Genomic DNA, 26,126 nt, shown 5'->3' with positions numbered 1-26,126 from the left:
CCTAGTGCGCGGCGCCGTTCTCGATTCAGCGCCCCGGGCGGACGCTGATGTCGGTGATCTCGGCGTCCCGGGAGGCGTCCAGGGCGGCGAGGACCGCCTTGGCGACGGACTCGGGCTCGATCCAGCGGCCGGCGTCGTAGTCCTTGCCCTCCTGCTGGTGCACCTTGGCCTGCATCGGGGTGGCGGTGCGGCCGGGGTAGACCGAGGTGACCCGGACGCCGCCCGCGTGCTCCTCCTGGCGCAGCGCGTCGGCGAGCGCCTTGAGGCCGTGCTTGCTGGCCGCGTACGCCGACCACTCGGCGTGGGCGTTGAGGCCCGCGCCGGAGTTGACGAAGACCACGTGACCCTTGGCCTGCCGGAGCGAGGGCAGCATCAGCCGGGTCAGCTCGGCGGGGCCGACCAGGTTGACGTTGAGCGTCTCCTGCCAGGCCTTCACCGGCAGATCGCCGACCGGCCCGAGCTCGACCACGCCCGCGACGTGAAGCAGCGAGTCCAACGTGACGGGCAGCTGCTGGTGCCCGAAGGCCCAGGACAGCTTCGCCGGGTCGCCCAGGTCGCCGACCAGGGTCCTCGCCCCGGGGAAGCGCTCCCGCAGCTCGGCGGCGCGACGGGCGTCGCGGGCCAGCAGCCAGAGCTCATCGCCCCGCTCGGCGAGCTTCTCGGTCAGGACGGCGCCGATGCCGGAACCGGCGCCGGTGATCAGATGTGCAGCCATGCCCCCGATCCTCTCAGGCCTTGAGCTGCACAAACACCTCGGCGGGCGTGTCGGCGAAGCCGATCAGCTCGGAGAGCGGCCGCGGTAGGAAGCCCTCGGCGTCCATCCGCTCCAGCTGGGTGCGCAGGCCCGAGTAGAAGCCCTCGGTGTCCAGGACGACGACCGGCTTCTCGAACATCCCGTGCTTCTTGAGCTCCAGCACCTCGGTGACCTCGTCCAGGGTCCCCAGACCGCCCACCAGCACCACGACGGCGTCCGCGCGGGCCGCCAACTCGGCCTTCCGCTCGGCCAGATCGGCGGTCATGACGAGCTCGTCCGCGCCGACGTAGCCCTTGTGCCTCAGCATCTCGACCAGCACGCCGACCAGTCGGCCGCCCGCCGCCTTCACCTCGTCGGCCAGCAGCCCCATCAGCCCGGCGTTCGAGCCGCCCCACACCAGGGTGTGCCCGCCCTCCCCGAGGAGCCGGGCGAACTCGGCGGCGGGGGCGGAGTAGCGGTCGTCGAGCGAGTACGCGGAGCAGAAGACGCAGATATTCATAGTGCTCATTGGTCTATCACGCCCCACTACCCTCACTCACCCGGTTTGGCCGCCACCGGTCGTGCGTACCTGCGAGGTGCGGCATCCGGATCGCGCCGTCGCTCGATCCCCCAGGTCAGACGTACCGGGCCGGGCTCCGGGAAGTCCTCCGGCCGGGTGAGCGGAGCGGCGGACGCTCGATGGCGGGCTCCCCCGCGGCGGGCTAGCCATGTCCTTGACGCCCTGTCGGATCACCGTGCGGAAACGGTGGCCCGGGGCTTCCCCTGTCGGCTTCACTGAAAGGACATACACGAATGGCTGGCATCACGATGCGTCGGCGGATTCCCGCTCTTCTCGCGGCTACCGGGTTGGCCGTGCTGGTCACCACAGGAGCGGCTCAGGCGAGCGCTCCGGCGGACCATGCGGTATCCGGCGGAGCGCCCTGCACATGGATCGCACAGGGCGCCACGGCTCCCGCTCCGGCTGCCGACCCCTCCGGGCCGGACGGGAAGGAACACTGCAAGGTCGACGTCGGCGCGAAGATCGTCGCCAGCAGCCCGCAGACCATCCCGACGAACACCACCACCAAGATCACCTTCACCCAGGCCGAGTTCGACACGGACGCGATGTTCAACCCGGTGAACTCGACCCTCGTGGTCCACACGCCCGGACGCTACTACCTCCAGGGGAAGCTCTTCTGGGGCTTCCTCCCGAACGCGAGCGCCGTCCGTGAGCTGGAAATCCTGGTCAACGGCGTCCTCGTCTCCGAGGCCGAGAAGGGCGCCGACAACCCCAACGACTCTACGCAGGACACCTCGACGATCGTCGACCTGAAGGCCGGTGACGTGATCGAGCTCGACGCCTTCCAGAACACCGGAAGCGCCGCCAGCTCGGTGCTCTTCACCAACGGCGCCGGGGGCAAGGTCTTCCCGCAGCTCATGGCCGAGCGGTTCGCCCCGTAACCGCCCCCCCGCCGAACCGCCCCGGGGGTGCCGGGCTCCTCGCCCGGCACCCCTGGGGCGTCCGCGGGGAACCGGCAGGCCCTAAGGTGCTGCGCGTGCGTCACCTTGAGATATCCGACCTGATCACGGCGGTGGACCCGCGCGACGGCCGACGGCTCCCGGTCCGGCGCGCCGACGTGGTCCGGCAGCTGCGCGAGGGCGGGGACGAACGCGCGGCCCGGATCGTCGCCGGTCTGCCCGCCGACCGGAACGGCGCACTCGACCCCGATGCCGTGGACCGACTGCTCGTCAGCGTGCACACCGAGCTCCAGCAACTGAGCGAGGAACTCCGCATCGGTGAACGCCTGGTCCACGTGCTCGGCCCGCTCTTCACCGCGATCCGGACGACCACCGGGCTGCCCGGGCCCTACCGCCTGGTCGACATCGGGTGCGGGCTGGGCTACCTGGTCCGCTGGCTCGCCGCCACCGACGCCCTCGGCCCCGACGTCGAACTCGTCGGGGTCGATCTCAACGCCGCGCTGGTCGGCGAGGCCGACCGGCTCGCCCGGGCGGAGGGACTCGACTGCCGCTTCGTGCACGGAAACGCCTTCGCACTGCCGGAGGCCGCGACCGTCTACATCTCCACCGGTGTGCTGCACCACTTCCGCGCCGAGGCCCTGGCCGAGTTCTTCCAGGACCAGGCCGCCTCACCGGCGCTCGCCTTCTGCCACTTCGACATCGCCGCGACGCGACTCGCGCCCGTCGGCGCCTGGATCTTCCACCTCGCCCGGATGCGCCATCCGCTCGGCCGCCACGACGGCTTCGTCTCCGCGCTGCGCGCGCACAGCGACGAGGTGCTCCTGCGTGCCGCCGCCGCACCCGGGATGCGCGCGCTGGTGTACGAGCCGCGCGGTCTGTCGAACCCGTTCTGCACCACGCTGCGCCCGGTCATCGGAGTGCGCCCACCGCTGGAGGCGCCGCTCCGCCGGGCCCTCGGTCGGGCCGCCCGCCGCATGGTCGGCCCGGAACACCTCGCCGGGGCCACCCGATGACGCCCGCCGTACCCCTCGCGTTCCTCGGCCTGGTCGACGCGACGTGCAGCGGCTTCCGCGCCTACGCCGGCCGCGACGCCCGCATCCGCAAACACCGGGCCGCCGCCCGAGCCGCCCTGCGCGGGCTGGCCACCGGGGCCGTCCTGCTGCTCGCCCCCGCGCTGACCGCCGCCCTTCTGCTGCTGACGGCCCCCGACCAGGCCCGGGCCTACGCCACCCTGGCCGCCGGCGGCAACGGCTACCTGCTCCCGCTCATCCCCTACGCCGCCGCCGTACTGCTCTCCCTCGCCGCCTACTTCACCCTGCCGTTCCGGGCCGGCACGCTCGCGATGGTCATCGGCCTCGGCCCGCTCACCCTGCTGCGCCCGCTCGCCGTCGCCGCCGCCTGCCTCGGCGCGGTCCTGGGCGGCGGCGGCGCGTCCGGCCTGCTGGTCGGCGCGATCGCGGGCACGGCCATGCTGTGCGTCGAACCCCTGGTGCACCGCCGCTGGTACCGCCAGGTGCAGTGAGGACCCGCTCGCACGGCGGCCTGCTTACGGCGAAAGCCAGGAGACTCCCGTCCTGCGGCTCCCGACTCCCGTTGTCCACCCGCCGATCAGTCCGCGTACGGCACCAGCTTCGACAAGTTCAGACTGAAGCCGAAGGGCGCCGGAATGGTGATCGTGTCACCGAACTTCCGGTCGCTGCGGGTGTGATACCGGTCCTGGTCCGGCTCGGAGAAGAGCGTCACCGTCTGCTGACGCGGATCCACGATGAGGTACAGCGGGATCCGCATCACGGCGTAGTCGCGCAGCTTGTCCATCCAGTCGTTGCCCGGATTGGACGGCGAGACGATCTCCACGGCGATCAAGGCTTCCTCGGCGGGGGCCTTGTTGCCGGGCTGGGAGAGAGCCTCCAGTGGGAGGTACGTCAGATCCGGCTCGCGCCCCTTGGAGACGTCCGGGCTGACGATCTCGCTCCGCTCGCTGGGAAGGTAGCCGTCCGGAGCGTGCTGCTCGAACTGCCGGCGCACCTGGGCCACGTTGAGCTGGTGGATGTTGGACGGCGACGCCTGCATGATCAACGTGTCTCCTGACCATTCGATCCGGACTCCGTCCGGGGCGATCCGCTCCAGCTCCTCGATGAAGTCGCGGTGCTGCTGGTAGAAGGTCATGTCGTCCCCTCCGGGTGGCGTCCAGGGCTGTCGTCGGCCGTGAGGCGGGGTCGCCCCCCACACGGTTCCACCACTATGACCGACCGCACCCGCGTTCCCCGCCCGTGTCCATCCGGCCGAGCGGACTTCGACCGTCGTGGGTCCGGATGCCCGGTGCCTGGTCGTCGCGTACGACCACCCCGGCGGGCCGGCACGTTTGGCTGGACTCCCCGGACAACCCCGTTCCACCGCCCTGAACGAGCCCGGCCGTCCACACCGGACGGCCGGGCCGCGAGACGATCAAGGGTGCTGGAAGAGCACCTCCGGGTTCGCCGCCGACGGGCCGTCGAGCAGGGGCTGGTGGATTCCCTTCAGGGTCTGGTCGAAGAAGGCTCCGACGTACTCCCGGGTCAGCTGCATCCCGCGCGCCGGCGAGGTGGTCGTCCCCGGGGGGAGGGGAAGGCCGATCTCGGCGGCCAGGACCGCGACGTCCGTGAAGCTGGCGTGGTTGGCGCCCGCGACGGCCAGCCAGGGCTTGTAGCCGTCCCAGCCGGCCCAGGTCTGTCCCCAGGACTCGTCCCCGCCGCCGGCGGCGTGGTTGCCCTGCTTCCCGAGCAGGAGGAACGAGCGCCCGTTGAGCTTGTCGGTCGGGATCGGCGGCCAGAACGTGCCGTCCATGTTCACCCCGGCCAGGATCCGCTGGTCCTCGGCCATCGCCGTCAGCGTTGACGCCCCGCCGATCGAGTGCCCGGCCATGCCGATCCGGTCACGGTCGATCAGGTGGGCCAGGCGCCAGGCCGGCTGATGCCCGGTCAGCCGGTCCAGGACGAACGAAACGTCCTTCGCCCGGCTGTCGGGGAGGCTGTCCGGTGCGCCGCTCGCGCAGAGCGCGCAGCCCGGGGTGCTGCCGTCGGCGAGTGTCTCGCCGGAGTCCTCGTGGGTGTGCCCGACCAGGGCCACCACGTAGCCGTGGCTGGCCAGGTCGGTCGCCAGGCCGGTCAGCGTGGTGCGGGGGTTCTCGAAGCCCGGGGAGAGGACCACCAGCGGGAACTTCCCGCCTGCGGCCTTGGCATCGGTGTAGGCGTGGGTCTTGGTGTCCACGAGGTCCTGCGGCTGGACTCCGGTACCCGGCGGGACCCGCGTCGCCACGAAGCCCTGTGCTTCGCCGAGCGACATGTACGGAGCGGGTTCGCCGGTGTCCCGCCGGGCCGGGTAGACCATCGACACCACCAGCTGCCGCGGCCCGGCCGAGGGTACCCAGGGGTCGGTGCGGTCCTGGTCGGTCAGGTGCAGCACCTCCTCGCCGGCCGCGTACGGCCCGGTCGGGCGGGGCAGCTCGCCGTGGAATGCGGCCGGAGTGCTGGAGACGGCGGCGACGGCCGCGGTGGCGGACTGCGACGGCGAGGCCATCGCGGCCCCGGCCAGCGGGAGGGGCAGGGCGAGGACGAGGGCGGCGACGGCCGCGATGCGGCGGGTTCGGGTCATGGCCCTGAGGTTAGGTTCGCGGCCCGGACCGTCGAGTCAGCCCAATGGATGCAATCTCCGGCCGTGGTCATCCCCGCGATTCAGGGGTGTCATCCATCCGGATGACACCCCTGGTCCGGACGGGACCAGGGTTCGCTCAGGCGTTGACGGCCGGGCGCTCGGTGGTGGCGATGGTGGCGGAGCCGATGACGCGGGTGCCGTCGTACAGCACGACCGCCTGGCCGGGGGCGATGCCGCGGGCCGGGGTGTCCAGGCGGACGTGGAGCTCGCCGTCCACCATGGCGGCGGTGACGGGCACCTCCTCGCCGTGGGCGCGCAGCTGGGCGGTGTAGCGGCCCTCGGTCAGCTGCTCGGTGCCGCACCAGCGGGGGCGGATGGCGGTCAGCGCCGTGACGTCGAGGCCCTCGACCGGGCCGACGGTGACGGTGTTGTTCACCGGCGAGATGTCCAGCACGTACCGCGGCTTGCCGTCGGCGGCCGGACGACCGATGCGCAGGCCCTTGCGCTGGCCGATGGTGAAGCCGTAGGCGCCGTCGTGCTCGCCGAGCTTGGTGCCGTCGACGTCGAGGATGTCGCCGGTGGCGGTGCCGAGGTGCTTGGCCAGGAAGCCCTGGGTGTCGCCGTCGGCGATGAAGCAGATGTCGTGGCTGTCCGGCTTCTTGGCCACGGCCAGGCCCCGGCGCTCGGCCTCCGCCCGGATCTCCTCCTTGGTGGTGTCACCGAGCGGGAAGAGGGAGTGGGCGAGCTGGTCCGCATCCAGCACACCGAGGACGTAGGACTGGTCCTTGGCGGCATCAACGGCGCGGTGGAGCTCGCGTTCCCCGGAAGGCAGGTCGACGATGCGAGCGTAGTGGCCGGTGCAGACGGCGTCGAAGCCCAGCGCGATCGCCTTGTCCAGCAGCGCGGCGAACTTGATCTTCTCGTTGCAGCGCAGGCACGGGTTCGGCGTCCGCCCGGCCGCGTACTCGGCGACGAAGTCGTCGATCACGTCCTCGCGGAAGCGCTCGGCGAGGTCCCAGACGTAGAAGGGGATGCCGATCACATCGGCGGCCCGCCAGGCGTCCCGGGAGTCCTCGATGGTGCAGCAGCCGCGCGCGCCCGTACGGAAGGACTGCGGGTTCGCGGACAGCGCCAGGTGGACGCCGGTCACCTCGTGGCCCGCTTCGACGGCGCGGGCGGCGGCGACGGCGGAGTCGACTCCGCCGGACATCGCCGCGAGTACGCGCAGGCGGCCGGTGGACGGAGTGGTCGGGGCACCCGGGAAGTCAGTCATGGTGGATACAAGGGTACGGGGCCGTCGAACATGCCCGGCCCCGCACAGGAGCTACCGCCGGACCGACGCCAGGCCCGCGTTCCGCGCCCGCTGGACGGCCGGGGCGATCGCCTCGACCAGCGCCGTGACGTCCTCGCGCACCGAGGTGTGGCCGAGCGAGAACCGCAGCGAGGCGCGCGCCAGCAGTGGGTCCACACCCATCGCCAGCAGCACGTGGCTGGGCTGCGGCACCCCGGCCGAGCAGGCCGAGCCGGTGGAGCACTCGATGCCCTGGGCGTCCAGCAGCATCAGCAGCGCGTCGCCCTCGCAGCCGGGGAAGGAGAAGTGGGCGTTGGCGGGCAGTCGGCCCTCGGCGGACGGGTCGCCGTTGAGCACCGCGTCCGGCACGGCGGCCAGCACCCCGGCCACCAGCTCGTCGCGCAGCGCGCCCAGGGTGACCGCGTGCTCGGCCCGGTGCTCGACGGCCCAGGCCGCGGCGGCCGCGAAGCCGGCGGCGGCGGGGGCGTCCAGGGTGCCGGAGCGCACGTCGCGCTCCTGCCCGCCGCCGTGCAGCAGCGGGACGGGCGTGGCGCCGCGGGAGAGCAGCAGCGCGCCGATGCCGAACGGGCCGCCGATCTTGTGCCCGGTGACGGTGAGCGCGGTGAGCCCCGACTCGGCGAAGGAGACCGGGACCTGACCGAGCGCCTGCACCGCGTCGGCGTGCATCGGGATGCCGTACTCGGCGGCCACGGCGGCGAGTTCGCGCACCGGCTGGACGGTGCCGACCTCGTTGTTGGCCCACATCACGGTGACCAGCGCGACTGAGGCCGGATCCCGCTCGATCGCCGCGCGCAGTGCCTCGGGACGCACCCGGCCCAACGGGTCGACCGGCAGGTACTCGACGTCGGCGCCCTCGTGCTCGGAGAGCCAGTGCACCGCGTCCAGCACCGCGTGGTGCTCGACCGGGCTGCACAGCACCCGGGTGCGGGCCGGATCGGCGTCCCGGCGGGCCCAGTACAGGCCCTTGACGGCCAGGTTGTCGGACTCGGTGCCGCCGCCGGTGAGCACGATCTCGCTCGGGCGGGCACCCAGCGACTCGGCCAGCGACTCGCGGGCCTCCTCGACCACCCGGCGGGCACGGCGGCCGGCCGCGTGCAGGGACGAGGCGTTGCCGACCACCCCCAGGTGCGCCGACATCGCGGCGATCGCCTCGGGCAGCATCGGCGTGGTCGCCGCATGGTCCAGGTATGGCATAACCATCCGATTGTAGAGGGCGCCCCGGTGCCGTGATCCAGACCTGCGCACCGATCCGGCCACCGGAGGGCGCGTCGGCCGCACCGCGGTGTCCGGGACTGGTTTGTACCACTGCGCCGCCCAGCGGTTAGCCTGACGGACACTTCTCAAGCGAGTTCCAGGGGGCGTCATGTCGCAGTCGGTCGACCGCGCGCTGACCCTGCTCGGCTCGCTCGGCGACGGACCGCTCTCGCTGGAGCAGGCCGCGCGCAGCCTCGGGGTCCACAAGTCCACCGCGCTGCGGCTGCTGCGCACCCTGGAGGAGCACGGTTTCGTCCGGCGCCAGCCCGACCGGCGCTACCGGGTCGGCGGCCGGGTGCTCTCGCTGGCCCACCGCGCGCTGGAGGACTTCGACGTCCGGCAGGTGGCCGCGCCCTACCTGGCCGCGCTCAACGCTCGCTGCGGCTACACCGTCCAACTGGCCGTACTGCACGACGGCGAGGTGCTCTATCTGGACGAGGTGGCCGGGCCCTGGGCGGCCCGCCCGCCCCGGATCGGACGCCGGGCCCCGGTCACCGGGACGGCGGTCGGCCGGGTGCTGCTCGCCGGGCTGCCGGAGGACGGCGCCCGTGAGGAGGAGCTGCCGCCCGAGCTGGCGGCGGTGCGCCTGCGCGGCTGGGCGGCCGAATCGGCCGAGCACCGGGAGCCGGTGACCTGCGTGGCCGCGCCGGTCGCGGGCAGCGGTGGCCGGACGGTCGCGGCCTGCGCGCTGAGCGCCCCGGCCAGCCGGGTGCCGCCCGCCGAACTGGCCCGGATGCTGCCGGAGTTGCTCTGCACGGCTGAGGCGATCTCGCTCGCGTACGGCGGCTCGCCTACTCCTCGCTGGTGCGAGAACCGTTGCGGTGCCAGGCCCGCGGGGCGCGCCAGCCGTACTTCAGGGCGAGCATCCGCAGCCCGAAGGCGGTGAGCGCGGCGGCGGTCCCGGTGACTCCGGTGAGCCGGTTCGCGCCGATCAGCACGGCCACCAGGGCGGCGCCGACCAGGGCCGGGACGGCGTAGATCTCGCGGTCCCAGCGCAGCAGCGAGGGAATCTCCCCGGCCAGCACGTCGCGGATCACCCCACCGCCGGCCGCGGTCACCATGCCGAGCGCGATCGCCGCGACCGCACCCAGACCGTAGTCGTGCGCCTTGGCGGTGCCGGTGACGCAGAACAGACCGAGGCCGAGGGCGTCCAGGGTCTGCACCGCCCGGTTGATCCGCTCGACCTCCGGGTGCAGGAAGAACACCACCAGACCGGCGGCCAGCGGGGTGAGGAAGTAGCCGAGGTTGGTGAAGGCGGCCACCGGCGTCGCGCCGATCACCAGGTCGCGCATCACCCCGCCGCCGAGGGCGGTGACCTCGGCCAGCACACAGATCCCGAAGATGTCCATGTTCTTGCGGACGGCGAGCAGCGCTCCGGATAGCGCGAAGACGAATATGCCGACGAGGTCCAGCGACTGCTGCACGTCGGAGGGGAAGATCTGCGAACTCACCGTCCATGTGTACCCGATGAGCCCCACACACCGGGAATATGATCACAATTCGGACACAAATGTCTCGCGTACGGGGCTTCCGAGGTGCTTCGCGCACGCACCCCGGACGCCCTCCCCGGCGCCCGCCCCGGACCCGTGCCCGCGCGTTCCGCTAGCCTCCTGCCTGCGAAGCTCATCGAACGTGCAACCAAGCACAGCTCGGGCGCCCCGGTAGCCGGAGCCAAGGCCGCTGCCGCCTCGTCGAGGCTCGGCCGGCTCGACGCCTTGCGCGGCATAGCCGCCCTCTCGGTGGCGATCTACCACCTCGCGTTGCCGTTCTACTGGCTCCACATCGACAAGGCGCCCCGAAACCTGGGGGACCCGGGCATCTTCGGGGTCATGCTGTTCTTCCTGGTCAGCGGGTACATCATCCCGGCCTCGCTGGAGCGGCGCGGGGACGTGCGCTCCTTCTGGGCCGGCCGGTACTTCCGGATCTACCCGGTGGTGATCGTCACCGTGGTGCTGAGCCTGGTGCTCCTGCCCCGTAACCACTCGGTGATCCAGGGCTTCGCGTTCGACCACCCGCTGCTCTCGCTGGCGGGCAACGGCCTGATGTTCCAGGACCTGATGGGCATCCCCAACGTCATCGGGGTCATGTGGACGCTCTCCTACGAGATGCTCTTCTACTTCTTCGTGACGGCCCTGTTCGTCACCGGCCGCCACCGGCAGAGCGCCCCGATCGCGATCGGCTTCGCGGCCGCCGCACTGGTGCTGGGCGCTTGGCTGCCGCTCGGCACGCTCACGGCCGGCGGTCTGCCGGCCACCCGGCACCTGGTGCTGGCCGCCGCGATCATCGTGGTCACCGCGATGGTGTGCATCTTCACCGGCAGGGCGGATCTCGCCCGTCGGGGCGGTGTGATGCTGGGTGGCCTCGGCCTGGTGCTGGTCCTGCTGAACAGCCGGTCCACTGCCTTCGAGACCCTGATGATCTTCGCCACGATGTTCGCCGGCACGGTGCTGTACCGACTGGAGCACGGACAGATCGAGCGACTCCCGGCGATCCTGTGCTGCGCCTTCGTGCTCACGGCGGGTGTCGCGTCCGGCTACATGTACAACCGTGACCAGGCCCTGTGGCGGACCTGGACCGAGACCTGGAAGTCGTTCTCCTTCGCCTACCTGGCCGCCTGGGTCGTCTTCGCGATCGGCATGCTGCTGCGCCACCGCCGCTTCCCGCGCTGGCTGACCTGGCTGGGAACGGTCAGCTACTCGGTGTACCTACTGCACAACCCGATCATCCACTTCATGAACTGGAAGTTGGAGGGCCACCCGCCCCTCACCTCCTGGCAGGACCGCAGCCTGTTCTTCTTCGGCTTCATGGCCGCCCTGCTGGTGATCAGCTACCTCAGCTACCGCCTGATCGAGATCCCGTTCCAGAACCTCGGCCGCAAGGTGATCAAGGCGCTGAACCGCCGTTTCCCGGCCGAACCGGTCACGCGCGAGCCGCAACCGGCCGCCCCGGTCGCACGCGAGCCGTAGCCGGCCGACCCGGCCCGGGAGGCGGAGCCCGTCCCGACCGGCCGCAGCTGACGCAGGGGACTCACCTCCCGAGCAACCGCCCGTGCCGGGCGCACACGATGAAAAGGCCGCCCGCCCCGTTCCGGGGCGGGCGGCCTTTTCCAAACTCGGGGCTGTGCCTAATCGTTCCCCTCGCCCTGCTCGGGGCTGTACCTAATCGTTCCCCTCGCCCTGCTCGGGGAAGTGGCACGCCACCTGGTGCCCGGTCTTCAGCGCCGTCAGCGGCGGCTCCTGGGTGGCGCACACCTCCTGCGCCTTCCAGCAGCGGGTCCGGAACCGGCAGCCGCTGGGCGGGTTGATCGGCGAGGGCACGTCGCCCTTGAGCAGGATCCGCTCGCGCCCGGCCCGCTGGCGCCGGCGCGGGTCCGGCACCGGGACCGCCGACATCAGGGCGTTGGTGTACGGGTGCATCGGGCTGCGGTAGAGCGAGTCCCGGTCGGCGATCTCGACGATCTTGCCGAGGTACATCACCGCCACCCGGTCCGAGACGTGCCGGACCACCGAGAGGTCGTGCGCGATGATCAGGTAGGTCAGGCCGAGCTCCTGCTGCAGGTCGTCCAGCAGGTTGACCACCTGCGCCTGGATCGACACGTCCAGCGCCGAGACCGGCTCGTCCGCGACGATCATCTTCGGCTTGAGCGCGAGCGCCCGGGCGATGCCGATGCGCTGGCGCTGGCCGCCGGAGAACTCGTGCGGGTAGCGGTTGTAGTGCTCCGGGCTGAGCCCGCAGAGCTCCAGCAGGTCCTGGACGGCCTTCTTGACCCCGCCCTCGGGCTGCACGCCCTGGAGCTTGAACGGCGCGCTGACGATGGTGCCGACGGTGTGCCGCGGGTTCAGCGAGGAGTACGGGTCCTGGAAGATCATCTGGATGTCGCGGCGCATCGGCCGCATCGCGCCGACGCCCAGGTGGGTGATGTCGGTGCCCTCGAACTCGACCGTCCCGCCGGTGGGTTCGTCGAGCCGGGTGACCAGCCGCCCCATGGTCGACTTGCCGCAGCCGGACTCGCCGACGACGCCCAGCGTCTCACCGGCGTTGACCGTGAAGTCGATGCCGTCGACGGCCCGCACCGCGCCGGTCTGGCGCCGCAACAGTCCGCCGCGGATCGGGAAGTGCCGGGTCAGGCCGGTCACCTTCAGCAGCGGCTCGCGGTCGGAGGCGGGCGCCGGCGGCGGGATCGCCGCCTGAGTCGCCTGAGTGTCCGTCATCGGTTCTCTCCAGAAAGGTGGTACGAGGCCGGGCTCACAGCCGGGGCGCGATCTCTTCGGCGAAGATGCGGTGCCGCTCGTCGGCCGGCAGGTGGCAGGCGGCGTAGTGGCCGGGCGCGGCCTCGGTCAGCACCGGGAGCTCGCTCGTGGAGCGCCCGCCGGTCAGGGCCGCGTACGGGCAGCGCGGGTGGAAGGCGCAGCCCGACGGCACGTTGATCAGGCTCGGCGGGGTGCCCTTGACCGGGACGAGCCGCTCCTGCAGCTCCCGGTCCAGGCGCGGCATCGACCCCAACAGGCCCCAGGTGTAGGGGTGTTCGGGCGCGTCGAAGAGGGTCTCGGCGGGGCCGCGCTCGATGCACTTGCCGCCGTACATGACCAGGATGTCGTCGGCGAGCTCGGCGACCACCCCGAGGTCGTGGGTGATGATGATGACGGCGGAGCCGAACTCCTCCTGGAGGTCGCGGATGAGGTCCAGGATCTGCGCCTGGACGGTGACGTCCAGGGCCGTGGTGGGCTCGTCGGCGATCAGCAGCGAGGGGTCGTTGACCAGTGCCATGGCGATCATCGCGCGCTGGCGCATGCCGCCGGAGAACTGGTGCGGGTAGTCGTCCACCCGGCGGTCCGGCTGCGGGATGCCGACCCGGTCGAGCATCTCGATCGCGCGGGCCCGGGCCTGCTTCTTGGTGGCCTGCGGGTGGTGCACCCGGTACGCCTCGACGATCTGCGCCCCGACCGTGTAGTAGGGGTGCATCGCGGTCAGCGGGTCCTGGAAGATCATCGCCAGTTCGCGGCCGCGCAGTTGGCGCACCCGCTCCGGGCCGGCCGCGATCAGGTCCTCGCCGTTGAGGCGGATCTCGCCGCTGATCCGGGCCCGCTTGGAGCGGTGCAGGCCCATGATGCCCAGCGAGGTGACGGACTTGCCTGAGCCGGACTCGCCGACGATGCCCAGGGTGCGGCCCTTGTGCAGGTCGAAGCTGACCCCGTCCACCGAGCGGACCAGGCCGTCGTCGGTGTCGAAGTGGATCCGCAGGTCGCGGACGGAGAGGAACGGGTCGCCGGACGGGGTCTGTGCGGCGGGTTCCGTGGTCTTCTGGAGCTCGGTCACGAGAGCCTCACGCGGGGGTCGACGAGGGCGTACAGGAGGTCGACCACGAGGTTGCAGGCGACGACGAAGAAGGCGGCGAGCAAGGTGACGCCGAGGATCTTGGGCAGGTCGTTGTCGGAGATCGCCTGGACGGCGAACTGGCCGACGCCCTGGAGCGAGAAGACCTGTTCAGTGATCAGCGCACCGCCGAGCAGCAGACCGAGGTCCATGCCGAAGATGGTGACGATGGGGGTGAGCGCGGAGCGCAGCCCGTGCCTGACGACCACCTTGCGCTCGACCAGGCCCTTGGCCCGGGCGGTGCGGATGTAGTCCTCGCTCATGGTCTCCAGCATTCCGGCGCGGGTGAGCCGGGCGTAGAGCGCGGAGTAGAGGAAGGCCAGCGAGATCCACGGAAGGATCAGGTTGCGGGCCCACATCAACGGGTCGGCGGTGAAGTCGACGTACTCCAGGTTGTCCAGGATCGGCCACTCGTAGCTGAACAGCGTGAGCAGCAGGGCGCCGGTGAAGAACACCGGCAGCGAGACGCCGGCCAGCGCGATGCCCATGGAGAGCCGGTCGAAGATCGACCGCGGCTTGAGGGCCGAGACGACGCCGGTGGCGACGCCGGAGACCAGCCAGATCACGGCCGCGCCGATGGCGAGCGAGATGGTGACCGGGACCCGCTTGGTGAGCTCGGGCCAGACCTCAAGGTGGTTCTTGAAGGAGTAGCCGAAGCACGGTACGTGGCAGGTGACCGGGTCGGGGCCGAACTTGTACTCGGCGCCGCCGACCAGGCCCTTCAGGAAGTTCCAGTACTGGGTGTACAGCGGTTGGTCGAAGCCGAGGTTCTGCTTGACCGCCGCGATCGCCTCGGGCGACGGGTTCTTCCCGATGTACTGCGCGGCCAGCTGGTCGGCTGTCTCGCCGGCGATGCGCGGGAGCAGGAAGAAGATCGCGAAGGTGACCGCGCTGACCACCAGCAGCAGCACTACGGCCGCGAAGATCCTGCGGATGATGTAGGCAAACACAGTTGGGCGGCTCCGGCGGCCCGCCACCGTCCGGGGTCTTCCGGACGGCGGCGGGCGCCGCTGCCTTCACCTGCCTTCAGGGATTGCGGAGCCAGGCTCTTACTTGGTGGTGCCGATGTTCAGGTAGTCGTACTCACCCGACCAGGCCGGGTTGGACGCCAGGTTGGTGGCGCTGTCCGGGCGGTACAGGAAGACCTTGAAGTCGGTCAGCGGGACGTAGACGGCCTGCTCCATGACCTTCTTGTCGATCTGGGCATAGATCTTCTCGCGGGCCGCCTTGTCCGGGTTGACCGCGGCGTCGTCGATCAGCTTGTTGACCTCGGGGTCGTTCAGCGAGGCGAGGTTGCTGTTGCCGGAGGGCTTGATCGCGCGACCGTCGACGATCTGCTGCAGGAAGCCGTAGCCGGTCGGCCAGTCGGCGCCCCACTGCATCATCATCAGGCCGATGTTGTGGTCCTTGGTGAACTGCGGGGCACCGGCGCTGTCGGTCAGGTACTTGCCCTGCGGGAACTGCTGGATCTCGGCGTTGATGCCGACCTTCTTCAGCGCGGCCTGGATCGAGGTCGCCGCGGCGATCTCGGTGGCGCGCTCGGTGCGGGCGGTCAGCACCGTGTTGAAGCCGCCGTCCTTGCCGCAGGCCTTCAGGGCGTCCTTGGCCTTGGCCTCGTCACCCTTGTTGTCCTTGGTCTCGTACAGGTTGAAGTCCTGGTGGCCCGGGATGTCCGGCGGCAGGACGGTGTTGGCGATCTGGCCGCGGATCGGGCCGCCCTCGGCGGTCTGCACCGAGACCTTGTCGATCGCGAACTGGACGGCCTTGCGGCAGTCCAGGTTGTCGAACGGCGCGACCTGGGTGTTGATCGCCATGTAGACCAGGCGGCCGCCGTAGGCGTTGTCGGTCTTGGCCTTGAGCTTCGGGTCGCGAAGGATCTGCGCCTGGGTCTGCGGGTCGACGCCGCCGCCCACCAGGTCGACCTGGGCATTGCCGGCCAGCAGGTCCTTGTCGATGGTGGCCTGGTCGATGTTCATCTTGAGCACGATCTTGTCCGCGAGCTGCTTGCGGATCGGGTCGGTGCTCTTGTCCCAGTTGGTGTTCGGCACCAGGACGGCCTGCTTGCCGTCCTCGTAGGACTCGAACTTGTAGGCACCCGAGGCCACGACGTGCTTGACGTAGTCGGCGCCGGTGTCCTTGGCCTGCGGGACCGGCACGGTCTGCGGGGCGCTGACCAGGTAGTCGAAGTCCGCGAAGGGGTGCTGGAGGTGGAAGACGATGGTGAGGTCGTCCGGAGTCTCGATCGACTTCAGGTCGCCGGTCTTGTCCTTGTACGGACCCTGGTACGGCGTCGGGTTGTCGACCAGCAGGTCGTGGAAGTACGTCGGGCCGTTGGAGTTCACGTCCGGCGCGAAGTTGGAGCGCTCGACGGCGTACTTGACGTCCTTGGAGGTGATCGGGGTGCCGTCGTCGTACTTCAGGCCCGCGCGCAGCTTGTACGTCCAGGTCAGACCGTCCGCACTGGGCTGGCCCATGGACTCGGCGAGGTCCGGGACGAGCTTGTTGCCGTCCTCGCCCGGGGCCGGGTTGAAGGTGGTCAGCGGACGCCCGTACAGGCGCGAGAAGTTGTAGATGTACGCGTAGTACGTGTTCCCCGGGTCGAGGGAGTCGGGGGTGCCCTTCATCTCGTAGGTGACCGTCCCGCCCTTCTTGTCCGAGGCGTTGACGATGCTCTTGGTGGCCGCGTCCGCGCCGCCGGCCGTGGAGCCGGAGGCCGAGGAGGACGTGTCGCTGCCCTTCGAGCTGGAGGAGCAGCCGGTGACGACCAGGACCGCTGCTGCGGCCGCGGCGGTCAGCGCGACGGTACGGGACCTACGCATGGGTGAGATCAACCCCTTGAGGATGTGGAGGAGGAAGGGTCCTGACGCAGGGTCAGTCGATCAGGGTCAGTTGCTCTTGGGATCGAGGGCGTCGCGGAGCCCGTCGCCGAGCAGGTTGAAGGCGAGCACGGTCAGGAAGATCGCCATGCCGGGGACCACCATGTACTGGGGGTCGACCTGGTAGTACCTGATCGCGTCGTTGAGCATCCCGCCCCAGGAGGCCTGCGGGGGCTGGATTCCGACGCCGAGGAAGCTGAGCCCGGCCTCGAAGAGGATGTTGGTCGGGATCAGGAGGGTCGAGTAGACCAGGATCGGACCGACCAGGTTGGGCAGCAGTTCCTTGAACAGGATGAACGGGCCGCGGGCGCCCAGGCTGCGGGCCGCGTGGACGAACTCCCGCTCGCGCAGTGACAGCGTCTGTCCGCGCACGATCCGGCCCATGTAGGGCCAGTTGAAGAAGCCGATCACGAAGATCAGCACCATGATGTGCAGCGGGAGGCCGTGCAGGCCGAACGCGCCGCCCTGCAGCGAGGCGGAGATCGCGATGGCGAACAGCAGCAGCGGGAAGGCCAGGAAGATGTCCATCACCCGGCTGATCAGGGTGTCCACCCAGCCGCCGTAGTAGCCGGCCATCACGCCGAGCACGGTGCCGATGGTGTTGGACAGCAGGGTCGCGCCGAAGGCGACCAGCAGGGAGACCCAGGAGCCCTCGATGACCCGGGAGAGCAGGTCACGGCCCTGCAGGGGGTCGACACCGAGTGGGTGGTCCCCGCTCATCCCGCCCCAGTCCCCGATCGGCAGGCCGCCGAGGTTGGCGTCCAGGATGTCCGGGTCCTGGTGGAGCGCGTCGGGGTCGAGCCCGAACATCGCCTCGATCGGCTTGGCCAGCACGGCGAGCAGGATCAGCAGGATCACCACGACGCCGCCGGCGACGGCGGCCTTGTCCCGCTTGAAGCGGGTCCAGGCGATCCGACCGAGGGAACGGCCCTCGATCGTCTTGGCCGGGGTCGGGGAGGCCGGTGCCTCCGGTTCGTTCCCGGCGGTTGTCACGGATGCGGTCATGGTCAGTTGGGTCCCCTCGCCGACGGTGGCCGGCCCACGGGTGCCGGGCGCCGGCTTCGGCGGTGCGGCTGCGGACGTGCGGAGGTGCTTAGGAGGAGCGGGTGTTCGCGGCAGTACGGGCGTGCACAGGTACTGCCACCACGCGGGATGGGCGTCGCATGGATCGAGCGGTCGGCGTGCGCGTTCACCTTCGTGGGGCTTCCAGTACGCGCGGTGCGTTGCGCAGAACTCTCCGACATGCGAACAGCCTTGCGCCAGCCCTGACAACCGACAGATGCCCAACTGTGATCTGCGTGCATGCACCTCTCCGGCCCTCGGCATATCCCTCTTCACACGGCTGTAACAGCCATGTCAAGATGTTCGGACTCCGGAATGGGAAATTCGTCCGGAAAGCACCGAAGCCGACCCGATGGAGAATCAAGTCGGCTTCTTGGTAAAGGCTTCGGCAAGAAATGGCTTTGAAATCAGCGGCCCGGGTATCCGGGCCACGCCTGCGGCGGCTGCTGACCCCAGCCCGGCGCGGGCGGCTGGGTGCCGTAGTACCCGGCCTGCGAGTGGTAGCCGGGCGCCGCCGCCGACGGGTACGGACCGGTCGGCGGGCGGCCCGCCTCGCGGTCGAAGAACGGCCGTGCGTTGGCGCGCATCCACAGCGCCACCGGATCGTACTCGTCCGCCATCGCCACCGTGGACACCGCGAGCCCCTCCGGGGCCACCGCGATCGCACGCTGCATCAGCGCCCGCACCGCCTCCACGGCCGGCGGCGAACTCTCGTACAGGTCCAGCCCGATCGCCAGGTACGGCTCCCCCACCGCCGGCTGCACCCAGGCCCGGCGCAGCGCCCGGACCGCACGCACTTCACCGGCCTGCCGCTCCAGCAGCGCGAAGAACTGCTGGGCGTTCACCTGCGGCTCGCTCAGCTTCAACGGACCGGCCGGCAGCCGGTCCAGGCCCGCGGCGATCCGCCGCAGGTCCGCCCAGGGCACGCCGACCCCGCCGCCAGGGGCGTGCGGGTTGAGCCACAGGCCCCAGCGGGTGCGGTACAGCGAGGCGGCGATCTCCCGCCCGGAGATGACCTCGTGGGCCCGGGCCCAGCCGGAGGCCGTCAGCTGCTCGGGCGAGGTCACGGCCGGCGCGTAGCCGTGGCCGCTGATCTCCATGTTCCCGTACTGCGCGTCCGGACTGCCCGGCGTGCCGTGCCAGAGCAGCATCCAGACCTGACCGTCGGCCAGCGCGTGCAGCAGCCGCTCGTACGCGTCGAAGCGCTCCGGCGCGACCTCGCGCAGGGCGTGCTCCAACGCGCCCGGATCCGCCGCCGGGCGCCCGGCCGGCGCCTGGCCCCAGGCCCCCGGCACACCGCCCGTTCCCGCTCCCGCACTCATGCGCCCACCTCGCCGCGCCTCTTTCCTCGAACCAGCCGGCCCGTCGGCCGTCTGCACGCACCCTATGGCGCGGCACCGGCCACCGCCACGGCGACGTGCCTGTTAGCGGACCCCACTCACACCCGCGCGTAGAAAGGCAGTACCCGGGTGAGCAGCCACTCGACCACCGGGTCCTCGGCGAGGTCGAGAAGTACCAGGTGGACGCCGCCGGGCAGCGGCGCGGTTCCCAGCGCCCGGCCGAGCGCCTCGTTCACCGCGCCCGGGTCGGCCGGGGCGGCCGGGTCCAGCTGGACGCCCACGAACATCACGGTCGGTTCGCCCTCGATGCTGGCCAGCGCCCGGCGCGCGGTCAACACCCCGGGCAAGGCCGACAGTTCCGCCCGGCAGGCGGCCAGGAAGTGCTCCGGGTCCTCGCCCGGCACCGGCTCGCGCAGCGCCACCCGGCCGCCGGTCGGCGCCTGCGGGTGCTGCTCCCAACGGTCTTCACGCGGCCCGCGACGCAGCTCGGCCACGCCCTGCGGCGGCACCGGGATGCCCACCGCCGCCTCGGGGTTGACCGCGATGCCCACGCCCAGCGGCAGTCCGCGGGCGAACTCCCAGGCGGGCGCGATCGCGAAGGCCATCCCCGGCGCCTGCTGGAGGAACAGCTCCTGCGAGGAGAACACCGGCACGTACGGGTCGCCGGCCAGCTCGATGGTCGGCAGGTCCAGCGCCTGTCCGGCCGGGTCTCCCCCGCCCGGCAGCGGGATCCACACCTGACTGCGGGCCAGCACCTCGATCACCCGCGGCGTCGCGCCCGGGTCGCCCAGCGCGGCCGCCAGCACCTGCTCCAGCTCGTTGGCCGGCCAGGCACCGCCCGACGGCTCCGACTCCGGCCCGCCCCACCCCTGCTGCTGCCCCACCGGGTACTCCATGCGCGCCTGAACCGCCCTCTGCCGGTCGGCCGCCCACTGCTGTGCCGACGCGGAGAAGTTTAGGGCTCGTGTTCGCCTCTGTGTCGTGTGACCGGGTCCCCCCTCCCCTCCTCCCCGCGGACGTGCCATGATGTGCGCGTCCGTCGGCATGCGCCGCGGGCCCCCACAACTCCACACCGGCCGCTCGAACCCGCGCGGGAGAGCCCGGAGTGCCGCTCAGGCGGTACAGCCGGCGCCGAAGGAGCAAGTCCTCCCCGGAATCTCTCAGGCCCCCCTACCGCACGGGTTAGGCACATCTGGAAAGCGGCGCGCGGCCCTGTCGCGCGCCCACCCACGGTGCAAGCCGCCATGCTGTCCCCCAAGCTGGAAACAGCTGCGGGCAGGTGAGCGGTGAAGCTCTCAGGTTCGACGACAGATGGGGAGACCCACGCCGCCGCATGCCCGCGCGCAGGGTCGGTCCCCGAGCGGGTCCGGTTCCGGCGCGTGCACCCCTGAGTGCCCCGACCGAGGAGTTCCTGGCCATGTCGTCCCTCCGCCTGACCGCGCTCGACGCGCTGCACCGCGCCCTCGGCGCGACCATGACCGACTTCGCCGGCTGGGACATGCCGCTGCGTTACGGCAGCGAGCGCGAGGAGCACCTCGCGGTCCGTACCAAGGCCGGTCTGTTCGACCTCTCGCACATGGGCGAGATCACCGTCACCGGCCCGCAGGCCGGCGAGATGCTGGACCACGCGCTGGTCGGCTTCGTCTCCGCGCTCGGTGAGCTGCGCGCCCGCTACACCATGATCTGCGCCGAGGACGGCGGCATCCTGGACGACCTGATCGTCTACCGCCTGCGCGCGGACGCCTTCCTGGTCGTCGCCAACGCCTCCAACGCCCAGCTGGTCCTGGACGAGCTGATCGCCCGCGCCAAGGGCTTCGACGCCGTCGTCACCGACGACCGCGACACCTACGCGCTGATCGCCGTCCAGGGTCCGGAGTCCACGGAGATCCTGGCCAGGACCACCGAGGCCGACCTGCCCGGACTGAAGTACTACGCGATCCTCCCGGCCCAGGTGGCCGGCCGCGAGGTGCTGCTGGCCCGCACCGGCTACACCGGCGAGGACGGCTTCGAGATCTTCTGCCGCCCGGTCGACGCCGAGGCGATCTGGCAGGCGCTGACCGTCGCCGGCGAGGGCCACGGCCTGGTCCCGTGCGGCCTGTCCTGCCGCGACACCCTGCGCCTGGAGGCGGGCATGCCGCTGTACGGGCACGAGCTGTCCACCGACCTCACCCCGTTCGACGCGGGCCTGGGCCGGGTCGTCCGCTTCGACAAGACCACCAACGAGGGCGCCTTCGTCGGCCGCAAGGCGCTGGAGCAGGCCGCCGCCGCGGCCGAGACCAACCCGCCGAAGGTGCTGGTCGGCCTGGTCTCCGAGGGCAAGCGGGTGCCGCGCGCCGAGTACACCGTGGTCTCCACCGAGGGCGCCCCGATCGGCCGGATCACCTCGGGCGCGCCGTCCCCGACCCTGGGCCAGCCGATCGCGATGGCCTACGTGGACGCGGCCCACGCGGCCCCCGGCACCACCGTCGCGGTGGACGTGCGCGGCAAGCACGAGCCGGTCCAGGTCGTGGCGCTGCCGTTCTACAAGCGCGCCCGCTGACACCCGCCTTTCCCCGTCCACGCACGTCGAAGCCGTCCGTGCGGCGGCCCGCTTCGTCGTACCCGCTTCCCATCCTGGAGAATGACGCCATGAGCAACCCCCAGCACCTGCAGTACACCAAGGAGCACGAGTGGCTGACGGCCGCCGAGGACGGTGTCTCCACGGTCGGTATCACCAAGCACGCCGCCGACGCGCTCGGTGACATCGTCTACGTGCAGCTGCCCGAGGTCGGCGACACCGTGACCGCCGGGGAGACCTGCGGCGAGCTGGAATCCACCAAGTCTGTCAGCGACCTGTACTCCCCGGTGACCGGCGAGGTCACCGAGGTCAACCAGGACGTCCTGGACGACAACGCCCTGGTCAACAGCGCCCCCTTCGAGGGTGGCTGGCTGTTCAAGGTCCGCGTGGAGTCCACGGACGAGCTGCTCAGCGCCGACGAGTACGACGCGCTCACCCACGCCGGCTGACCCGCTCGGCACCGGGCGGGCCGCGCGCACACCGGCCCGCCCCCACCGTCCCTCCGCCCACCCGTCGCCCGCCCCCACCCTTCCAAGCGCGCGCTTCGCACGGCACCCCTGATCCTCCTCCCGGGAAGACCACACCATGACGGTTCTCAACCAGTCCCTGCACGCCCTCGACCCGGAGATCGCCGCCGCGGTCGACGCCGAGCTGCACCGCCAGCAGACCACTCTGGAGATGATCGCCTCCGAGAACTTCGCCCCGGTGGCGGTCATGGAGGCCCAGGGCTCGGTGCTCACCAACAAGTACGCCGAGGGCTACCCCGGTCGCCGCTACTACGGCGGCTGCGAGCACGTCGACGTGGTCGAGCAGATCGCGATCGACCGCATCAAGGCCCTGTTCGGCGCCGAGCACGCCAACGTCCAGCCGCACTCCGGCGCGCAGGCCAACGCCGCCGCGATGTTCGCGCTGATCCAGCCGGGCGACACCATCCTGGGCCTGAGCCTGGCCCACGGTGGCCACCTGACCCACGGCATGAAGATCAACTTCTCCGGCAAGCTCTACAACGTGGCCGCGTACCACGTGGACGAGAAGACCGGTCAGGTCGACATGGCCGAGGTCGAGCGCCTGGCCAAGGAGCACCAGCCGAAGCTGATCATCGCCGGCTGGTCCGCCTACCCGCGCCAGCTGGACTTCGCCGAGTTCCGCCGGATCGCCGACGAGGTCGGCGCCCTGCTCATGGTGGACATGGCGCACTTCGCCGGCCTGGTGGCCGCCGGTCTGCACCCGAACCCGGTGCCCTACGCGGACGTGGTCACCACCACCACCCACAAGACCCTGGGCGGCCCGCGCGGCGGCGTCATCCTGTCCAAGGCCGAGTACGCCAAGAAGATCAACTCCGCGGTCTTCCCCGGCCAGCAGGGCGGCCCGCTGGAGCACGTGATCGCGGGCAAGGCCGTCGCCTTCAAGGTCGCCGCCTCGGAGGAGTTCAAGGAGCGCCAGCAGCGCACCCTGGAGGGCGCCCGCATCCTCGCCGAGCGCCTGCTGCAGGACGACGTCGCCGAGGCCGGTGCCACCGTGCTGTCCGGTGGCACCGACGTCCACCTGGTCCTGGTCGACCTGCGCAACAGCCAGCTCGACGGCCAGCAGGCCGAGGACCGCCTGCACGAGGTCGGCATCACGGTCAACCGCAACGCCATCCCGAACGACCCGCGCCCGCCGATGGTCACCTCGGGCCTGCGCATCGGCACCCCGGCCCTGGCCACCCGCGGCTTCCAGGCCGAGGACTTCCGCGAGGTCGCCGACATCATCGCCGAGGCGCTCAAGCCCGCCTTCGACGAGACCGTCGCCGCCGCGCTGAAGGCCCGCGTCACCGCGCTGGCCGAGAAGTACCCGCTCTACCCCACCCTGGGCAGCCAGGAGTAGGTACCGGCGAGTAGGTGACCTACCGGTGGGCAACCCGCCGGTAGGTGACCGGCCGGTAGCGTGACCGGCCTCACCCCTCATACGTACCAGGGGCCCCGGGGCACCCCGCACACTGGACAGTGAGCGGGGTGCCCCGTCCCATGTCAGCCCTGCCTGCAAGTCCCTCCACGAGACAGACAAGGACGTCCCCGTGGCCATCAGTGTCTTCGACCTCTTCTCCATCGGCATCGGCCCGTCGAGCTCCCACACCGTCGGCCCGATGCGCGCCGCCCGGATGTTCGCCCGCCGGCTGCGGTCCGAAGGCCTGCTGCCCCAGGTGACGGCCGTGCGCGCCGAGCTGTACGGCTCGCTCGGCGCCACCGGCCACGGCCACGGCACGCCGAAGGCCGTCCTGCTCGGCCTGGAGAACAACTCGCCCCGCACCGTCGACGTCGACCAGGCCGACAAGGACGTGGAGCGGATCACCGCCGAGAAGCGGATCAACCTGCTCGGCGAGCACCCCATCGACTTCGACCCGGACAGCCAGCTGGTCCTGCACCGGCGCCGCTCGCTGCCCTACCACGCCAACGGCATGACCCTCTGGGCGTACGCGGCGGACGGCTCCACGCTGCTGGAGAAGACGTACTACTCGGTCGGCGGCGGCTTCGTCGTGGACGAGGACGCGATCGGCGCGGACCGGGTCAAGCCCGACGACACCGCGCTGCGCTACCCCTTCCGCACCGGCGAGGAGCTGCTGCGGCTCACCCGGGAGACCGGGCTGTCGATCTCCGGCCTGATGCTGGAGAACGAGAAGGCCTGGCGCAGCGAGGAGGAGATCCGCACCGGGCTGCTGGAGATCTGGTCCGTGATGCAGGAGTGCGTGCGGGCCGGCATGACCCGCGAGGGGATCCTGCCGGGCGGGCTGAAGGTTCGCCGCCGGGCGGCCGCCGCCGCACGGACGTTGCGTGCCGAGGGGATCGGCCCGGCCAACGCGATGGAGTGGGTGACCCTCTACGCGATGGCGGTCAACGAGGAGAACGCCTCCGGGCGCCGGGTGGTCACCGCGCCGACGAACGGCGCGGCGGGCATCATCCCGGCCGTCCTGCACTACTACCTGAACTTCATCCCGGGCGCGGATGAGGACGGCATCGTCCGCTTCCTGCTCGCGGCCGGCGCCATCGGCATGCTCTTCAAGGAGAACGCCTCCATCTCCGGCGCCGAGGTCGGCTGCCAGGGCGAGGTCGGCTCCGCCTGCTCGATGGCCGCGGGCGGCCTCGCCGAGGTCCTCGGCGGCACCCCCGAGCAGGTCGAGAACGCCGCCGAGATCGGCATCGAGCACAACCTCGGCCTCACCTGCGACCCGGTCGGCGGCCTGGTCCAGATCCCCTGCATCGAGCGCAACGGCATGGCCTCGGTCAAGGCCGTCACCGCGGCCCGGATGGCGCTGCGCGGCGACGGGCGGCACCACGTCTCGCTGGACAAGGCGATCAAGACGATGAAGGAGACCGGCGCCGATATGAAGATCAAGTACAAGGAGACCTCGCGCGGCGGCCTCGCCGTGAACGTCATCGAGTGCTGATCGCGGCCGCGGTTCGCCGAGCCCCCGGACGGTCGCCGTCCGGGGGCTCCCGCGTGTCCGTGGCGGGCGGTACGGTACGGGCGTGAAATTCATGGTCCGTGCGGGGCTTCAGGGGGTCTTGAAGGCCCTATTCACCGGCGATCACCTGTGGTTGGCGGTCACGTTCCTGCTGCTCTCGTTCGTGATCGCGGCTGTCGGGTTCAGGTTGCGCCGCCGGTGACGCAGCCGGGCGGGGACGAGGGGGAGCGATGACGAACCGCTGGGATCCGCAGCGGCAGCAGTGGGTGGAGCAGGCGTCGCCGGGGGCGGGCGGCATGCCGCCCGCCGTGCCCCCACCGCTGGCGCCGCCACTGCTCACCGGGCGACCGGCGGGCCGGTCGGGGACGCCGGGGGACCGGTCGCACCGGCGGGTGCTGCTGGCGGCGGTCGCCGGGGCGCTCCTCGGCGTGCTCGCCGGCGGCGGCTGGTACCTGCTGAACCGGGACGACGGCCGCATGACACTCCCCGGCGCCGTCGGCACGGCCGTACCGACGGTCACCACGGCGCCCTCACCCACCCTGGCGACCGGCCTCCCGTCCCCGACGCCCACGCCGACTTCCACGCCCACCCCGACGCCCACGCCGACAGCGACCGGTCCGCACCTGAGCCTGGTCCAGGACCCGGCGGGATTCAGCCTGCTCGTCCCGGACGGCTGGCGGCGCCGCCCGGACGGCCCGCCGGTCTTCTACGACTCCCCCGACGGCGAGAGCCTGATCCAGGTGTTCTCGATGGGCAGCGACTCCCCGTACGACCAGGCCCTCACCACCGACGCCAGCCTGGCCTCGAACCCCACCAGGTTCCCCAACTACCGCCGGATCCGTCTGGAGCAGACCCCCGGCGGCGGCGCCGAGTTGGAGTACGCCTACGACCTGGCCGGCCACGGGGTGCGCCGGGTGGTCGACCACATCCTGGTCGCCCCGGACGGCCAGGCCTGGGCCGTCCTGGTGGCCGGCCCCGAAGCGAGCTGGCCCACCCCGTCCGGGGACCTGCTGCACTCCGCGGTCGGCTCCTTCTGCCTCGCCGGGCGCTGCCCGACGGGCTGACCGG

Annotated in this window: 25 protein-coding genes and 1 riboswitch; of the genes, 11 read left to right on the top strand and 14 right to left on the bottom strand. The window is 71.3% G+C overall.

What is annotated here, in order from left to right:
- Positions 1-25: 25 nt before the first annotated feature.
- Together ACH4E7_RS02410 and ACH4E7_RS02405 are read right to left on the bottom strand one after the other, a co-directional pair.
- Positions 26-715, bottom strand: a complete 690-nt coding sequence (locus tag ACH4E7_RS02410) for an SDR family oxidoreductase (RefSeq protein ID WP_396247111.1) — start codon at positions 713-715, stop codon at positions 26-28.
- A gap of 13 nt (positions 716-728) precedes the next feature.
- Positions 729-1,253 (bottom strand): TIGR00730 family Rossman fold protein, encoded by a 525-nt coding sequence (locus tag ACH4E7_RS02405; protein WP_396247153.1) that lies wholly within the window; start codon positions 1,251-1,253, stop codon positions 729-731.
- A gap of 293 nt (positions 1,254-1,546) precedes the next feature.
- Here ACH4E7_RS02405 and ACH4E7_RS02400 point away from each other — a divergent pair, with 293 nt between their 5' ends.
- The 3 genes from ACH4E7_RS02400 (at position 1,547) to ACH4E7_RS02390 (ending at position 3,734) form a co-directional block, all read left to right on the top strand.
- Complete coding sequence (locus tag ACH4E7_RS02400) at positions 1,547-2,194, top strand: hypothetical protein (protein ID WP_396247110.1); 648 nt, start codon at positions 1,547-1,549, stop codon at positions 2,192-2,194.
- A gap of 95 nt (positions 2,195-2,289) precedes the next feature.
- Positions 2,290-3,225: a class I SAM-dependent methyltransferase gene (locus ACH4E7_RS02395; protein ID WP_396247109.1), complete on the top strand. Its 936-nt coding sequence runs from the start codon at positions 2,290-2,292 to the stop codon at positions 3,223-3,225.
- The gene (locus ACH4E7_RS02390; RefSeq protein ID WP_396247108.1) at positions 3,222-3,734 is read left to right on the top strand and encodes a hypothetical protein; all 513 of its coding nucleotides are present in this window, start codon (positions 3,222-3,224) and stop codon (positions 3,732-3,734) included. Before ACH4E7_RS02395 ends, ACH4E7_RS02390 begins: the two co-directional genes overlap by 4 nt.
- Before the next feature lie 86 nt (positions 3,735-3,820).
- On the opposite strand, the gene ACH4E7_RS02385 is transcribed toward ACH4E7_RS02390, so the two are convergent.
- The 4 genes from ACH4E7_RS02385 to ACH4E7_RS02370 all read right to left on the bottom strand — a co-directional run bounded on the left by ACH4E7_RS02385 (position 3,821) and on the right by ACH4E7_RS02370 (position 8,348).
- A complete protein-coding gene (locus ACH4E7_RS02385) occupies positions 3,821-4,378 on the bottom strand; it encodes a Uma2 family endonuclease (RefSeq protein WP_396247107.1) in 558 nt (185 codons plus the stop codon).
- Between the two features lie 279 nt (positions 4,379-4,657).
- Positions 4,658-5,842 (bottom strand): alpha/beta hydrolase family protein, encoded by a 1,185-nt coding sequence (locus ACH4E7_RS02380; RefSeq protein WP_396247106.1) that lies wholly within the window; start codon positions 5,840-5,842, stop codon positions 4,658-4,660.
- A 136-nt stretch (positions 5,843-5,978) separates the two neighbouring features.
- Positions 5,979-7,115 (bottom strand): tRNA 2-thiouridine(34) synthase MnmA, encoded by a 1,137-nt coding sequence (gene mnmA, locus ACH4E7_RS02375; protein WP_396247105.1) that lies wholly within the window; start codon positions 7,113-7,115, stop codon positions 5,979-5,981.
- Between the two features lie 51 nt (positions 7,116-7,166).
- Positions 7,167-8,348, bottom strand: a complete 1,182-nt coding sequence (locus ACH4E7_RS02370) for a cysteine desulfurase family protein (RefSeq protein WP_396247104.1) — start codon at positions 8,346-8,348, stop codon at positions 7,167-7,169.
- Between the two features lie 169 nt (positions 8,349-8,517).
- Between ACH4E7_RS02370 and ACH4E7_RS02365 the strand changes: the two genes are divergently transcribed.
- On the top strand, positions 8,518-9,294 hold the full coding sequence (locus ACH4E7_RS02365; protein WP_396247103.1) for an IclR family transcriptional regulator: 777 nt from the start codon (positions 8,518-8,520) through the stop codon (positions 9,292-9,294).
- On the opposite strand, the gene ACH4E7_RS02360 is transcribed toward ACH4E7_RS02365, so the two are convergent.
- Entirely contained in the window at positions 9,200-9,859 is a 660-nt protein-coding gene (locus tag ACH4E7_RS02360) for a trimeric intracellular cation channel family protein (RefSeq protein WP_355673875.1), read from the bottom strand. The genes ACH4E7_RS02365 and ACH4E7_RS02360 overlap by 95 nt on opposite strands.
- A 264-nt stretch (positions 9,860-10,123) precedes the next feature.
- On the opposite strand from ACH4E7_RS02360, the gene ACH4E7_RS02355 reads away from it, so the two are divergent.
- Positions 10,124-11,374, top strand: a complete 1,251-nt coding sequence (locus ACH4E7_RS02355; RefSeq protein ID WP_396247102.1) for an acyltransferase family protein — start codon at positions 10,124-10,126, stop codon at positions 11,372-11,374.
- Positions 11,375-11,566: 192 nt separating this feature from the next.
- Here the strand turns inward: ACH4E7_RS02355 and ACH4E7_RS02350 are convergent, their stop codons facing one another.
- The 7 genes from ACH4E7_RS02350 to ACH4E7_RS02320 form a co-directional block, all read right to left on the bottom strand.
- On the bottom strand, positions 11,567-12,619 hold the full coding sequence (locus ACH4E7_RS02350; protein ID WP_396247101.1) for an ABC transporter ATP-binding protein: 1,053 nt from the start codon (positions 12,617-12,619) through the stop codon (positions 11,567-11,569).
- Between the two features lie 34 nt (positions 12,620-12,653).
- Entirely contained in the window at positions 12,654-13,724 is a 1,071-nt protein-coding gene (locus tag ACH4E7_RS02345) for an ABC transporter ATP-binding protein (protein ID WP_355673872.1), read from the bottom strand.
- Complete coding sequence (locus ACH4E7_RS02340) at positions 13,721-14,731, bottom strand: ABC transporter permease (RefSeq protein WP_396247100.1); 1,011 nt, start codon at positions 14,729-14,731, stop codon at positions 13,721-13,723. The genes ACH4E7_RS02345 and ACH4E7_RS02340 overlap by 4 nt, the downstream gene beginning before the upstream one ends.
- Positions 14,732-14,830: 99 nt before the next feature.
- On the bottom strand, positions 14,831-16,600 hold the full coding sequence (locus ACH4E7_RS02335; RefSeq protein WP_396247099.1) for an ABC transporter substrate-binding protein: 1,770 nt from the start codon (positions 16,598-16,600) through the stop codon (positions 14,831-14,833).
- 66 nt (positions 16,601-16,666) lie between these two features.
- Positions 16,667-17,662 carry an ABC transporter permease gene (locus ACH4E7_RS02330; RefSeq protein WP_355673869.1) on the bottom strand — a complete coding sequence of 332 codons (996 nt, stop codon included), beginning with the start codon at positions 17,660-17,662 and terminating at the stop codon, positions 16,667-16,669.
- Positions 17,663-18,126: 464 nt separating this feature from the next.
- Positions 18,127-19,041, bottom strand: a complete 915-nt coding sequence (locus ACH4E7_RS02325; protein ID WP_396247098.1) for an enhanced serine sensitivity protein SseB C-terminal domain-containing protein — start codon at positions 19,039-19,041, stop codon at positions 18,127-18,129.
- Positions 19,042-19,157: 116 nt separating this feature from the next.
- Positions 19,158-19,955, bottom strand: coding sequence for an enhanced serine sensitivity protein SseB C-terminal domain-containing protein (locus ACH4E7_RS02320; RefSeq protein ID WP_396247097.1), 798 nt, complete (start codon positions 19,953-19,955; stop codon positions 19,158-19,160).
- Positions 19,956-20,140: 185 nt separating this feature from the next.
- Positions 20,141-20,245, top strand: a riboswitch (glycine riboswitch).
- Positions 20,246-20,476: 231 nt separating this feature from the next.
- Between ACH4E7_RS02320 and gcvT the strand changes: the two genes are divergently transcribed.
- The 6 genes from gcvT (at position 20,477) to ACH4E7_RS02290 (ending at position 26,122) form a co-directional block, all read left to right on the top strand.
- The gene (gcvT, locus tag ACH4E7_RS02315; RefSeq protein WP_396247096.1) at positions 20,477-21,598 is read left to right on the top strand and encodes a glycine cleavage system aminomethyltransferase GcvT; all 1,122 of its coding nucleotides are present in this window, start codon (positions 20,477-20,479) and stop codon (positions 21,596-21,598) included.
- Positions 21,599-21,687: 89 nt separating this feature from the next.
- Positions 21,688-22,065: a glycine cleavage system protein GcvH gene (gcvH, locus tag ACH4E7_RS02310; protein ID WP_396247095.1), complete on the top strand. Its 378-nt coding sequence runs from the start codon at positions 21,688-21,690 to the stop codon at positions 22,063-22,065.
- 136 nt (positions 22,066-22,201) lie between these two features.
- Positions 22,202-23,482, top strand: a complete 1,281-nt coding sequence (glyA, locus tag ACH4E7_RS02305) for a serine hydroxymethyltransferase (RefSeq protein WP_396247094.1) — start codon at positions 22,202-22,204, stop codon at positions 23,480-23,482.
- Between the two features lie 190 nt (positions 23,483-23,672).
- Complete coding sequence (locus tag ACH4E7_RS02300) at positions 23,673-25,040, top strand: L-serine ammonia-lyase (RefSeq protein ID WP_396247093.1); 1,368 nt, start codon at positions 23,673-23,675, stop codon at positions 25,038-25,040.
- Positions 25,041-25,122: 82 nt separating this feature from the next.
- Positions 25,123-25,260 carry a hypothetical protein gene (locus ACH4E7_RS02295; protein ID WP_396247092.1) on the top strand — a complete coding sequence of 46 codons (138 nt, stop codon included), beginning with the start codon at positions 25,123-25,125 and terminating at the stop codon, positions 25,258-25,260.
- Positions 25,261-25,288: 28 nt separating this feature from the next.
- Positions 25,289-26,122, top strand: coding sequence for a hypothetical protein (locus tag ACH4E7_RS02290; RefSeq protein WP_396247091.1), 834 nt, complete (start codon positions 25,289-25,291; stop codon positions 26,120-26,122).
- Positions 26,123-26,126 lie beyond the last annotated feature (4 nt).

Source organism: Kitasatospora sp. NPDC018058, assembly GCF_044327205.1.
Lineage (GTDB): Bacteria > Actinomycetota > Actinomycetes > Streptomycetales > Streptomycetaceae > Kitasatospora.
The sequence above is the reverse complement of the archived record's forward strand: the minus strand, read 5'-3'. Positions and strand labels throughout refer to the sequence as shown.